The organism is Streptomyces sp. NPDC001536 (assembly GCF_042894505.1).
GTDB lineage: Bacteria > Actinomycetota > Actinomycetes > Streptomycetales > Streptomycetaceae > Streptomyces.
Genome location: NZ_JBIAVQ010000015.1, coordinates 216,492 through 228,648 on the forward strand (window position 1 = coordinate 216,492; position 12,157 = coordinate 228,648).

A 12,157-nucleotide genomic window follows, 5' to 3' on the forward strand; every position below is an offset into this window, starting at 1 on the left:
CCGTGGCTCTCCCGTTCCCCTCCCCCTATTCCACTCCCCCGGACGCGGGGACGCCTGTGCGGGGTGTGGATGCGTTCGTCCCGGCACTTCGTCCACACCTGTTCGTGACTGCCTCGTAGGGGCCGCTTCACCTGGGCAGGGAAAGCTGATTCTGTTAAATTGGTCTAAACCACATAGCCCTTTCAGATCGGCAGGCCCAGCGTGGAAGTTGTCATCGTTCCGGACGCCAAGTCGGGCGGCGAGCTCATCGCCGAGGCCATGGCGCGGCTCCTGCGGCGCAAGCCGGACGCGCTGCTCGGCGTGGCCACCGGCTCGACCCCGCTGCCGATCTACCAGGCGCTGACGGCGAAGGTGCGGGCCGGTGCGGTGGATGCCTCGCGGGCGCGGATCGCTCAGCTCGACGAGTACGTGGGGCTGCCGGCCGAGCATCCGGAGTCGTACCGTTCGGTGCTGCGGCGCGAGGTGCTGGAGCCGCTGCGGATCGGGATGTCCTCCTTCATCGGGCCGGACGGTACGGCCCAGGACGTCCAGGCGGCGTGCGAGGCGTATGACGCGGCGCTGGCGGACGCCGGGGGTGTGGATCTGCAGTTGCTCGGGATCGGGACCGACGGGCACATCGGGTTCAACGAGCCGTGTTCCTCGCTGGCCTCGCGGACCCGGATCAAGACGCTGACCGAGCAGACCCGGGTGGACAACGCGCGGTTCTTCGACGGGGACATCTCGCAGGTTCCGCATCACGTGATCACTCAGGGGATCGGGACGATCCTGGAGGCCCGGCATCTGGTGCTGCTCGCCACGGGGGAGGGCAAGGCGGATGCGGTGGCGGCGACGGTGGAGGGGCCGGTGGCCGCGGTGTGTCCGGCGTCGGCGTTGCAGTTGCATCCGCATGCCACTGTGGTTGTGGATGAGGGGGCCGCGTCCAAGTTGAAGCTGGCGGATTACTTCCGGCACACGTTTGCCAACAAGCCGGACTGGCAGGGGATTTGAGGGTAGTTGGCGGGCCGGCCCTCCTGAAAAAGCAAAGACAGGCGCCGGTTCCTTCCGACGGAACCGGCGCCTGTCTCGTCGTACCTGCTACTCCCCCGCGACGACCTCCGCCGCCGCCCTGCCGCACACCCTCGCCGCGCCGTGGGTCGCGATGTGGAGGGTGCCGCGTGCGGGGGCCTGGGGGACGCCCATCTCGACCACGATCGTGTCCGGGCGGCTGCGCAGGACGCTGTCGAGGGCTGATGTCATCCAGGGGTGGCGGTGTTCGTCGCGGACGACGGCGACGATGCGGCGGCGGCCCGCTGCCGCGAGTGCGGCCATGCCGGCGCCCTCGCCCGCGAAGCTGCCCGTGTCCGTGCCCGGCAGGAGGCGGGAGAGTTCCGCGGCCACGCCCCAGGGGGTGTCGTCGCCCACCGCGAAGTTGGCGACCGGGGTGAAGGCGGCGACGTAGGGCGGTTCGGTGAGGGGGGTGAAGTGCTCGGCGCCGGTCAGAGTGAGGGCTCGGCGGGCCGCGCGCAGGCCTACCTCCGGGTCCGGCTCGGCCTCCGTGTCGGCCGCCGAGGCCGCCGCCGTCCAGCGGGCCAGGGACCGGACCCGTTCCGCCGCGTCCGCCAGGCGCTCCTCGGGGAGTTCGCCCGAGCGGACCGCCGACACCAAGGCGTCGCGCAGCCGTCGTACCGTCTCGTCGTCCGCCAGCCCGCCGCCCACGCAGATCGCGTCCGCGCCGGCGGCGATGGCCAGCACGCTGCCGCGCTCGATGCCGAAGGTGCCCGCGATGGCCTGCATCTCCATGCCGTCGGTGACGATCAGGCCGTCGTAGCCGAGTTCGCCGCGCAGGAGGTCCGTCAGCACCTTGCGGGACAGCGTCGCCGGGTGGTCGGCATCAAGGGCCGGGACCAGGATGTGGGCGCTCATCACCGCACGGGAGCCGGCGGCGATCGCGGCGCGGAACGGGGAGAGTTCACGGGACATCAGCACCGAGAGGTCCACGTCGATGCGGGGCAGGGCATGGTGGGAGTCGATCGCCGTGTCGCCGTGGCCCGGGAAGTGCTTCGTGCAGGCGGCCACCCCGGCCGACTGGAGGCCGGTGACGTAGGCCGCGGTGTGCCGGGCGACCAGGTCCGCGGAGGCGCCGAAGGAGCGGACGCCGATCACCGGGTTGCCCGGGTCCGAGTTCACGTCGGCCGACGGGGCCCAGTTGAGGTTGACCCCGCAGGCGGCGAGGCGGCGGCCCAGTTCGGAGGCCACCTCGCGCGTCAGGTCCACGTCGTCGACGGCGCCGAGTGCGTGGTTGCCGGGGAAGGAGGACCCCGTCCGCACCTCCAGGCGCGTGACGTCGCCGCCCTCCTCGTCGATGGCGACCAGGACGTCGTCGCGCTCGGCGCGCAACTGGGCGGTGAGGGCGGACAGTTGGTCCGGGGAGGCGATGTTGCGGCCGAACAGGCCGACCGAGGCGAGCCCCTCCCCCAGACGGCGCAGCAGCCAGTCGGGGGCGGTGGTGCCGGTGAAGCCGGGCTGGAGGACCGTCAGGGCGTCGCGGGTCAGGGTGTCTGTTCCGCTGGCGAAAGTGGTCATCGGGGGGCGTTATCCCTTCACCGCGCCGGCGGTCAGGCCCGCGGCCATCTTGCGCTGGACGAGGAGGAACAGGACGACGATCGGCACGGCCATCAGGGTGGATCCGGCCATCATCGGGGCGTATTCGGTGCCGTGCTTGGTGGTGAAGTTGCCCAGCCAGACGGTCGCGGTCTGGTTCTCCTGGCTGAGCAGCATGAGGGCGTAGAGGTACTCGTTCCAGGCCTGGATGAAGCCGTAGACCGAGGTGGCGACCATGCCGGGAGCCAGGAGGGGGAAGACGACCCGGATGAAGGCCATCGTGCGGGAGCAGCCGTCCACCATGGCCGCCTCCTCCAGCTCCTTGGGGATGTTGACGATGAAGCCGCGCAGCGTCCACACCGTGAAGGGCAGGATGAAGGTCAGGTAGGTGAGGACCAGGCCGGACAGCCTGTCGTACTGGCCGAGGTCGTTGAGCAGCAGGAAGACCGGGATGATCATCGCGACCAGCGGGACCATCTGGACCGCCAGGATGCCGACGATCACGATCTTGCGGCCGCGGAAGGCGAACCGGGAGATGGCGAGCGCGGCCAGCAGGCCGATGACGATGCCGATCGCCACGACCGACAGCGACACGATCAGACTGCGGCCCACCGGGCCCCAGAAGTCGGCGATGTTCAGCGCCCGGTCGAAGTTGGAGAAGGTGATGCCGGTCGGCAGCAGACTCGGGTCCGGGTCGATGGCGTCCTTGGCCGGCTTGAAGGCCGTGTTGAGCATCCAGTAGACGGGGAAGCCGGCCGTGACGAAGACGAGGAGACCGAGAAGGTTCCAGCCGGCCTTGGACTTCCGACGCCGTACAGGAGTAGTCAGCGCGCTCATTCGACCTCTCCGATCTTCAGCATCTGGCGCATGTAGACCGCGACCACGCCGAGCAGGAGCAGCACGGTGAGCAGGGCGATCGCCGAGCCCTGGGCGTAGTCGTTGACCACGAAGGCACGGTCGTAGGAGTACGTGGTGAGGAGCTGGAACTCGGCCTCGGGATGCCCGTTGCGCATCACGAAGACCTGCGGGAAGACACCCATGTCCCAGATGACCGACAGCGTCGTGAGCATCACGATGATCGGCTTGAGGATGGGGAGGGTGACGAAGCGGAAGACGCCCCAGGCGCCCGCGCCGTCGAGCCGGGCCGCCTCCTCCAGCTCGGCCGGGACCTGGGTGAGTCCGGCGCTGAGGGTGATGACGACGAAGGGGACGGCTCCCCAGACCACCAGCAGCATGATCACGGCCAGGCCCTGCGGCCCGCTCGCGAACCAGTTGTGGCCGACCATCTCGACCCCGGGCAACTTGCTGAGCAGCGCGTTGAGGATGCCGTAGTCCGCGTCGAAGAGCCACTTGAAGACCGTGGTGGCGACGATGATCGGCATGCCCCAGCTGGCCACGAGGGCGATGTTGACGAGGGTCTTCACCCAGCCGGAGACCCGCTGGAGGAGCAGCGCGATCAGCATGCCGGCGACCATCGTGAAGATGACGCAGCCGGCCGCGAAGACGACCGTGCGGACCACGACCGCCCAGAACTCGCTGTCGCCCAGCACCTTGGTGAAGTTGTCGAGCCCGACCGACTCGGCCGGCTTGAAGCCCCACAGCTGGGACTGCCCGAACTCCTGGAAGGACAGGGTGACCAGGCGCACCAGCGGATAGCCGAGGACGAGCGCCAGGATCAGCAGACAGGGGGCGAGCAGCAGCCAGGGGGTGCCGGCGCCGGAACTCCGTCCTCTGGATGGCTTCTTGGCCGTGGCCGGTGCTGGTGGTGGCGATTGCCGTGTCGGCGGCACTTTGGCAGTGGTCGTGTCTGCGGCACTCATCCGCGCGCTCCTCAGCGGTCCCTCAGGTCGTACGCAAGCAAAGGCCCCACAGGGGCAGGTCGTACGAGAAGCAGGGCCCCGCCGATCTCAACGGGGCCCCGCCGTCGGTCACTTGGTGTTGATGACCTTGTCGATCGCGGCGTCCGCTTCCTTCGCGGCGTCCTCGACCGACTTCTTGCCGGTGCCGATGGACTGCAGCATGGTCTGCAGGACCTGGGCCTTCTCGACCTGGCCCCAGCCGGGGGCCATCGGGACGAACCAGTTGGACTCGGCCGCGGTGGCCGGGACCGCCGTCGCCGGGTCGTTCTTCAGGGTGGCGAGGTCGGTCTTGTTGTTGGGCAGGTTGCCCTTGGCCATCAGGCCCTTCTGGCCGGAGGAGCCCGCGAAGGCGTTGATCCACTCGGCGGCGACGGCCTGCGCGTCGGACTTCACCGGGACGGCGAGGTCGGAACCGCCCAGGAAGACGGGGAGGTTCTTGCCGGACGGGCCGGGCATCACGAAGTTCTCGACGTTGCCCTCGAGCTTGCCGGTCTTGTCGTTCTCCTTCGCCGCTGCGGTGGCGCCTTCCCACGCGGGGGCGAAGATCATGCCGGACTTGCCCTGGCCGTAGACGATGTAACGGTCGGACTCGTCCTTGGTCTTGTCGCCGTGCATGTACGTGTCGACGACGTTCTGGAACGCCTTGAGGCCCTTGATGGACTCGGGCGAGGAGAGGTTGGCCTTCCACTTGCCGCCGGACTCGACGGCGATGGAGCCGCCGGCGTCGTAGACGAAGGACATGGCCGCGTACCAGTCACGGGTGGGCTGGTACCAGGCGTTGAACTTGTCGCCCTCCTTCTTCTGGACCTTGTCCAGGGCGGCGGTGAGCTCGGCGTACGTCTTCGGCGTGGACTTGACGCCGACCGAGGCGAAGAGGTCCTTGCGCCAGTTGGCGACGCGGCCACCGGCGTAGTAGGGGACGCCGTAGGTCTTGCCCTCGTAGGTCACCGAGGCCTTGAGGCCGTCCAGCCAGGCGTCCGAGTTGTCGAACTTCGACGCGTCGACAGGCGCGAAGGCGCCCTTGACCATGTAGCTGAGCATCTCGGTGTTGCCCATCTCGACCACGTCGGGGGCCTTGTCGGTGGCGAGGACCGCGTCGAGCTTGGCGTTCTTGTCCGGCCAGCCGTAGTACTCGTGCTTGATCTTGATGCCGGGGTGCTTCTTCACGATCGCCGCGTCGGCGGCCTTCACCAGCTCGGGCCAGTTGTTCTGCGCGTCCACCGTGAGCCAGACGGTCAGTTCCTTGACGTCCGCGCCGCTGTTGTCGGAGCTTCCGCTGTCGCTGTCACCACATGCCGCGATGGAGACCATCATGCCCGCGATACCGATCGCGGCTATCAGCTTGCGCTTCACGCCACCCTCCTCAGGGATGCCCACACCCCCCGCCCATGGAGCTGGGACCTGGACCAATGGTGTAGACCAGTACCGGGAGCTTGGACCAGACCAGGAAGCCTGTCAAGGGTGTCCGAATAGGCTCTGACCAGCCGTTATCCGACCTACATATGCAAGAACCTTTAAGTAAGAAGCCAGCGAAATCAGCACCGCCGGAGTACTGTCTTCCACTAGACCACCTGGGGCTATGGACTAGACCAAAAGAGGCGGCGACGGTATACAGAAGGGATCACGATGTGACCCGCATCCGGAGCCGGGAAGGCAGAACATGAGTACCGACGTCAGCAGTGCGGAGAACGAGGGTGGGGCCGGCGTCCGTACCGCGCGCGTGCCCAAGTACTACCGCTTGAAGAAGCACCTGCTCGACATGACGGAGACACAGTCGCCCGGTACGCCGGTCCCGCCCGAGCGGACCCTGGCCGCGGAGTTCGACACCTCGCGCACGACCGTCCGCCAGGCCCTTCAGGAGCTCGTCGTCGAGGGTCGCCTCGAACGCATCCAGGGCAAGGGCACCTTCGTCGCCAAGCCGAAGGTCTCCCAGGCGCTCCAACTCACCTCGTACACCGAGGACATGCGCGCCCAGGGCCTCGAACCCACCTCGCAGCTCCTGGACATCGGCTACATCACCGCCGACGACCGGCTCGCCGAGCTCCTCGACATCACGGCCGGCGGCCGGGTGCTGCGCATCGAGCGCCTGCGTATGGCGAACGGCGAGCCGATGGCCATCGAGACGACCCACCTCAGCGCCAAGCGCTTCCCGGCACTGAGGCGCAGCCTCGTGAAGTACACGTCCCTCTACACCGCCCTCGCCGAGGTCTACGACGTCCATCTCGCCGAGGCCGAGGAGACCATCGAGACCTCGCTGGCCACCCCCCGCGAGGCCGGCCTGCTCGGCACCGACGTGGGCCTGCCCATGCTGATGCTCTCCCGCCACTCCCTGGACCGGGACGGACAGCCGGTGGAGTGGGTGCGGTCGGTGTACCGGGGGGACAGGTACAAGTTCGTGGCCCGCCTGAAGAGGCCTGTCGACTAGCGGCGTTTCAATACCGCACGCGGTGTAGCGCAACTCAGCGTCCTGCTCTACGGTCCTCCCGTCTCCACATGGACGGGAGGACCGCGCTGTGCGTACCGCGAACGTCCGAACCATCGCCATCTGGACCGTCGTCGCGCTGATCGGCGCCACCGGCTGGGCCGTGCTCGCGCTCTCCCGCGGAGAGGACGTCTCCGCCGCCTGGATGGTCGCGGCGGCCCTCGGCTCGTACGCGATCGGCTACCGCTTCTACTCGAAGTTCATCGCGTACAAGGTCCTCAAGGTCGACCGGACCCGGGCCACCCCGGCCGAACGCCTCGACAACGGCATCGACTTCCACCCCACCGACCGGCGTGTCCTGCTCGGCCACCACTTCGCGGCGATCGCCGGCGCCGGACCGCTCGTCGGACCCGTACTGGCCGCGCAGATGGGCTATCTGCCCGGCACCATCTGGATCATCGTCGGCGTGATCTTCGCGGGCGCCGTCCAGGACATGGTGGTGCTGTTCTTCTCCACCCGGCGCGACGGCCGCTCGCTCGGCCAGATGGCCCGCGAGGAGATCGGCCCGTTCGGCGGCGCGGCGGCGCTCATCGCCGCGTTCGCCATCATGATCATCCTGCTCGGTGTGCTGGCCCTGGTCATCGTCAACGCCCTCGCGCAGTCCCCCTGGGGCACCTTCTCCATCGCGATGACCGTCCCGATCGCCCTGCTCATGGGCTTCTACCTGCGCGTCCTGCGCCCCGGCCGGGTAGCCGAGGTCTCGCTCATCGGCGTGGCGCTGCTGCTGTTCGCCCTGATCGCGGGGCGCTGGGTCGCGGAGTCCTCGTGGGCCGGCACCTTCACCCTCGCGCCCTCGACCCTGGTCGTCTGGCTGGTGGCGTACGGCTTCATCGCCTCGATCCTGCCGGTGTGGATGCTGCTCGCGCCGCGCGACTACCTCTCCACCTTCATGAAGATCGGCACGATCTTCCTGCTCGCCCTCGGTGTCATCGTCTCCCTGCCGACGCTGAAGATGGACGCGGTCACCGACTTCGCCTCGCAGGGCAACGGCCCGGTCTTCGCGGGGTCGTTGTTCCCCTTCGTCTTCATCACCATCGCCTGCGGCGCCCTGTCCGGCTTCCACTCCCTCATCTCCTCCGGCACCACGCCGAAGATGATCCAGAAGGAGACACAGGTCCGGATGATCGGCTACGGCTCCATGCTGATGGAGTCGTCGGTCGCCGTGATGGCGCTGGTCGCGGCGAGCATCATCGACCCCGGCCTCTACTTCGCGATGAACGCGCCCTCGGGGGCGATCGGCACCACCGTGCAGGAGGCCTCGCGGGTGGTGACCGGGTGGGGCTACGCGATCTCCCCCGACGATCTGGCCCGGGCGGCCGAACGGGTCGAGGAATCAAGCCTGTTGTCCCGGACCGGCGGTGCGCCCACCCTCGCCATCGGTGTCTCGGAGATCTTCTCCAAGGTGACCGGCGGGAGCCTGCGGGCCTTCTGGTATCACTTCGCGATCATGTTCGAGGCGCTGTTCATCCTGACCGCGCTCGACGCCGGCACCCGCGTGGGCCGGTTCATGCTCCAGGACATGCTGGGCAATGTCATCAAGCCCTTCAAGAACGTGAGTTGGAAGCCCGGCCTGGTCATCACCAGCGCGATCGTGTGCGGACTGTGGGGGTACTTCCTCTGGGTGGGCGTCCATGAACCGCTCGGCGGGATCAACCAGCTCTTCCCGATCTTCGGCATCTCCAACCAGCTGCTCGCCGCCGTCGCCCTGGCCGTCTGCACCACGCTGCTCGTGAAGTCCGGACGCCTCAAGTGGGCCTGGATCACCGGGATCCCGCTCGCCTGGGACGCCACGGTCACCCTGACCGCGAGCTGGCAGAAGGTGTTCTCCAGCGACCCCAAGGTCGGCTTCTTCAAGCAGCGCCAGATCTTCCAGGACGCCATCGACCGGGGCGAGGTGCTGCCGCCCGCCAAGAGCATGGACGACATGCGCACCGTGGTCACCAACTCCACGGTGGACGGCGTCCTGACGGCCGTCCTCGCGCTGCTGATCGTGGTGGTGATCGCCGACTCGCTGAGGGTCTGCGTCCGCCACATCCGCCGTCCCGCGCTCTCCACGCTCAGCGAGTCGCCGTACGTCGAGTCGAAGATCGTCGCCCCGGCGGGGCTGTTCCCGACCCGGGAGGAGAAGGAGGAGGCACGCCATGAGGTCACTGCGGCGGGCCCTTAGGGGTGTGCGCTGGTATGTCCGTGAGCTGACCGACGAGTCGGCGTACGACCGCTATGTCGCGCACGTCCGCCGGGACCATCCGCAGGCGGACGTGCCGACCCGGCGGGCGTTCGAGCGGATGCGGACGGACCGCCAGGAGGCGGACCCGCGCCAGGGGTTCCGCTGCTGCTGACACCGCTGCCGGGCCAGTTGCCGGCCCAGTTGCCGGCCCGGTTGTCGGACCTTCACGGAATCGACATACCGATATGCGGACGAGGTCTTCCTCTCCTGTCACACCGTGACCTACATTGCCTGCGCGTTACACGGTGATCAGTGAGGGGATCGGAGCCGCCGCATGTCAACAGATTCGCCCGAGGCCGGACCACCGGTGGTGACACCCGTACGGGTCGTCATCGCCCTGTGCCTCCTGGCACCCTTCGTCGCCATGCTCTGGGTCGGCTCGTACGCCAAGGTCGACCCCACGTTCATCGGCATCCCGTTCTTCTACTGGTACCAGATGCTGTGGGTGCTCATCTCCACCGCGCTGACCATGGTCGCGTACAAGCTGTGGCAGCGTGACCAGCGCGCCCGCCGGGAAGGTGCCTCCCAGTGAACGACGGCGTGAACGGCGTCGCACTCGCCGTCTTCATCATCTTCTTCCTGGCCGTCACGGTCATGGGCTTCCTGGCCTCGCGCTGGCGCAAGGCCGAGAACGAACACACCCTGGACGAATGGGGCCTGGGCGGCCGGTCGTTCGGCACCTGGATCACCTGGTTCCTGCTCGGCGGCGACCTCTACACGGCATATACGTTCGTGGCGGTCCCGGCGGCGATCTACGCGGCGGGCGCGGCCGGCTTCTTCGCGGTGCCGTACACGATCCTCGTCTACCCGCTGATCTTCACCTTCCTGCCCCGCCTCTGGTCGGTCTCCCACAAGCACGGCTATGTGACGACGTCCGACTTCGTGCGCGGACGGTGGGGCTCCAAGGGCCTGTCGCTGGCGGTCGCCGTCACCGGCATCCTGGCGACGATGCCCTACATCGCCCTCCAACTCGTCGGCATCCAGGCGGTGCTGGACGTCATGGGCGTCGGCGGCGGGGAGAACACCAACTGGTTCATCAAGGACCTCCCGCTCCTGATCGCCTTCGGTGTGCTGGCGGCGTACACCTACTCCTCGGGGCTGCGCGCCCCCGCGATGATCGCGTTCGTGAAGGACACGCTGATCTACGTCGTCATCGCGGTGGCGATCATCTACATCCCGATCAAGCTCGGCGGCTTCGACGAGATCTTCGGCGCGGCGAACGACAAGTACACCGCCGCCAAGGCCGGCGGCCTGGTGCCGCCCGAGGCGGGCCAATGGACGTACGCCACGCTGGCGTTGGGCTCCGCCCTCGCGCTGTTCATGTACCCGCACTCGATCACCGCGACGCTCTCCTCCAAGAGCCGTGAGGTGATCCGCCGCAACACCACGATCCTGCCGCTCTATTCGCTGATGCTGGGCCTGCTCGCGCTGCTCGGCTTCATGGCGATCGCGTCCGGAGTCGACGTCACCAACCCGCAGTTGGCGATCCCGCAGCTCTTCGAGGACATGTTCCCCAGCTGGTTCGCGGGCGTGGCCTTCGCGGCGATCGGCATCGGCGCGCTGGTGCCGGCGGCGATCATGTCCATCGCGGCCGCGAACCTCTTCACCCGCAACATCTACAAGGACTTCCTCAAGCCGGACGCGACGCCGGCCCAGGAGACGAAGGTCTCCAAGCTGGTCTCGCTGCTGGTGAAGGTGGGCGCCCTGGTCTTCGTCCTCACCATGGACAAGACGGTCGCCATCAACTTCCAGCTCCTGGGCGGCATCTGGATCCTCCAGACCTTCCCGGCGCTGGTCGGCGGCCTGTTCACCCGCTGGTTCCACCGCTGGGCGCTGCTGGCGGGCTGGGCCGTCGGCATGATCTACGGCACGGTCGCGGCGTACGGCGTGGCCTCCCCCACGCAGAAGCACTTCGGCGGCTCGTCGAAGGAGATCCCGGGCATCGGCGAGATCGGCTACATCGGTCTGACGGCGTTCGTGCTCAACGTGGTGGTCACGGTCGTGCTGACGTTCGTCCTGAGGGCCGCGAAGGCCCCCGAGGGCGTCGACGAGACGAGCCCGGCGGACTACACGGCCGACGCGGGCGACCCGGGCGTCGAGGTGGAGCTGCCGCCGGCGACGGCGGGCGCCTCGCACTGAGGCATACGGTGATCAGCGGGCCGTCGGTACATCCGGCGGCCCGTTGTCGTGTCCGTCGTGCACACTCGCCCTCATGGACATCGAGATCCGGGCAGCGGACCCGAGCGAATACGCCACGATCGGCGAGATCACAGCCCAGGCCTACCTCCTGGACGGGCTCCTGACCTTCGGCGAGAGCGACTGGTACCTGGGCGAACTCAGAGACGTCGCCAAGCGTGCCGCCACGGCCGACGTGCTCGTGGCCACCCTCGGCGGCGAGCCCGTCGGCACCGTCACCTACGTCTCCCCGTCCGGCGGGCTCATGGCCGAACGCGCCCGCCCCGGAGAGGCGGAGATCCGTATGCTCGCCGTGGCCCAGGCGGCCCGGGGCCGAGGCGCCGGAGAGGCCCTCGTACGCGCCTGCGTCGACCGTGCCAGAGCCACCGAGAACTGCACCGGCATGGTCCTGTCGACCCAGCCCGTGATGTACGCCGCCCACCGCATCTACGAGCGCCTCGGCTTCGTCCGCGCCCCCGAGCGCGACTGGAAACCGATCCCGGGCGACGACTTCACGCTCGTCACCTATGAGTTGACGCTCTGACACGCTCCGAAGTCGCCGCGACACAACATCTGGGGGTGCCACCGGAACCCGACACAAGATGTATGCTCATGCTCGCTGTCGCCGCAGGGGAATCCGGTGCGAATCCGGAACTGTCCCGCAACGGTGTGCTCATGCGTGCATAAGCGCATATGAGAGTCAGTCCGAGGACCTGTCGACAGTGTGCCCAGGCCGCCGTGGCCCGGGTGCCAAGACGTCCGGGCCTCGTGGAGTGGGCCGGTGGACGCGACGCCCGCGTGCGCTCGTGTGCTGCCCCCTGCCCTCCGCCAGGC

The 12,157-nt window shown here is 68.3% G+C and carries 11 protein-coding genes and 1 riboswitch; of the genes, 7 read left to right on the forward strand and 4 right to left on the reverse strand.

Annotated features, from left to right (window positions below; all coding sequences use genetic code 11):
* Positions 1–201: 201 nt before the first annotated feature.
* Entirely contained in the window at positions 202–987 is a 786-nt protein-coding gene (nagB, locus tag ACFY0U_RS34955; RefSeq protein ID WP_388642617.1) for a glucosamine-6-phosphate deaminase, read from the forward strand.
* 87 nt (positions 988–1,074) lie between these two features.
* On the opposite strand, the gene ACFY0U_RS34960 is transcribed toward nagB, so the two are convergent.
* The 4 genes from ACFY0U_RS34960 to ACFY0U_RS34975 all read right to left on the reverse strand — a co-directional run bounded on the left by ACFY0U_RS34960 (position 1,075) and on the right by ACFY0U_RS34975 (position 5,792).
* Entirely contained in the window at positions 1,075–2,562 is a 1,488-nt protein-coding gene (locus ACFY0U_RS34960) for a glycoside hydrolase family 3 protein (protein WP_388642619.1), read from the reverse strand.
* Positions 2,563–2,571: 9 nt separating this feature from the next.
* The gene (locus ACFY0U_RS34965) at positions 2,572–3,417 is read right to left on the reverse strand and encodes a carbohydrate ABC transporter permease (protein WP_388642621.1); all 846 of its coding nucleotides are present in this window, start codon (positions 3,415–3,417) and stop codon (positions 2,572–2,574) included.
* Entirely contained in the window at positions 3,414–4,400 is a 987-nt protein-coding gene (locus tag ACFY0U_RS34970; protein ID WP_388642623.1) for a carbohydrate ABC transporter permease, read from the reverse strand. The genes ACFY0U_RS34965 and ACFY0U_RS34970 overlap by 4 nt, the downstream gene beginning before the upstream one ends.
* A 108-nt stretch (positions 4,401–4,508) precedes the next feature.
* Positions 4,509–5,792 carry an extracellular solute-binding protein gene (locus tag ACFY0U_RS34975; protein WP_388642625.1) on the reverse strand — a complete coding sequence of 428 codons (1,284 nt, stop codon included), beginning with the start codon at positions 5,790–5,792 and terminating at the stop codon, positions 4,509–4,511.
* A 307-nt stretch (positions 5,793–6,099) separates the two neighbouring features.
* Here ACFY0U_RS34975 and ACFY0U_RS34980 point away from each other — a divergent pair, with 307 nt between their 5' ends.
* The 6 genes from ACFY0U_RS34980 (at position 6,100) to ACFY0U_RS35005 (ending at position 11,867) form a co-directional block, all read left to right on the forward strand.
* Entirely contained in the window at positions 6,100–6,864 is a 765-nt protein-coding gene (locus ACFY0U_RS34980) for a GntR family transcriptional regulator (RefSeq protein WP_266888202.1), read from the forward strand.
* Between the two features lie 88 nt (positions 6,865–6,952).
* Positions 6,953–9,088: a carbon starvation CstA family protein gene (locus ACFY0U_RS34985; protein ID WP_388642627.1), complete on the forward strand. Its 2,136-nt coding sequence runs from the start codon at positions 6,953–6,955 to the stop codon at positions 9,086–9,088.
* Entirely contained in the window at positions 9,063–9,260 is a 198-nt protein-coding gene (locus tag ACFY0U_RS34990; protein WP_388642629.1) for a YbdD/YjiX family protein, read from the forward strand. Before ACFY0U_RS34985 ends, ACFY0U_RS34990 begins: the two co-directional genes overlap by 26 nt.
* 162 nt (positions 9,261–9,422) lie before the next feature.
* Complete coding sequence (locus ACFY0U_RS34995) at positions 9,423–9,680, forward strand: DUF3311 domain-containing protein (RefSeq protein ID WP_388642631.1); 258 nt, start codon at positions 9,423–9,425, stop codon at positions 9,678–9,680.
* Positions 9,677–11,287 (forward strand): monocarboxylate uptake permease MctP, encoded by a 1,611-nt coding sequence (gene mctP, locus ACFY0U_RS35000; protein WP_388642633.1) that lies wholly within the window; start codon positions 9,677–9,679, stop codon positions 11,285–11,287. Before ACFY0U_RS34995 ends, mctP begins: the two co-directional genes overlap by 4 nt.
* Before the next feature lie 73 nt (positions 11,288–11,360).
* The gene (locus ACFY0U_RS35005; RefSeq protein ID WP_388642635.1) at positions 11,361–11,867 is read left to right on the forward strand and encodes a GNAT family N-acetyltransferase; all 507 of its coding nucleotides are present in this window, start codon (positions 11,361–11,363) and stop codon (positions 11,865–11,867) included.
* A gap of 87 nt (positions 11,868–11,954) precedes the next feature.
* A riboswitch (cobalamin riboswitch) is annotated at positions 11,955–12,037 on the forward strand.
* Positions 12,038–12,157 lie beyond the last annotated feature (120 nt).

Excerpts from the sequence above, each read along its gene's own strand:
- ACFY0U_RS35005 (WP_388642635.1), top strand. The coding sequence starts at position 11,361 with ATGGACATCGAGATCCGGGCAGCGGACCCGAGCGAATACGCCACGATC.
- ACFY0U_RS34990 (WP_388642629.1), top strand. The coding sequence starts at position 9,063 with ATGAGGTCACTGCGGCGGGCCCTTAGGGGTGTGCGCTGGTATGTCCGT.
- ACFY0U_RS34960 (WP_388642619.1), bottom strand. The coding sequence starts at position 2,562 with ATGACCACTTTCGCCAGCGGAACAGACACCCTGACCCGCGACGCCCTG.
- ACFY0U_RS34970 (WP_388642623.1), bottom strand. The coding sequence starts at position 4,400 with ATGAGTGCCGCAGACACGACCACTGCCAAAGTGCCGCCGACACGGCAA.
- ACFY0U_RS34980 (WP_266888202.1), top strand. The coding sequence starts at position 6,100 with ATGAGTACCGACGTCAGCAGTGCGGAGAACGAGGGTGGGGCCGGCGTC.
- ACFY0U_RS34965 (WP_388642621.1), bottom strand. The coding sequence starts at position 3,417 with ATGAGCGCGCTGACTACTCCTGTACGGCGTCGGAAGTCCAAGGCCGGC.
- ACFY0U_RS34995 (WP_388642631.1), top strand. The coding sequence starts at position 9,423 with ATGTCAACAGATTCGCCCGAGGCCGGACCACCGGTGGTGACACCCGTA.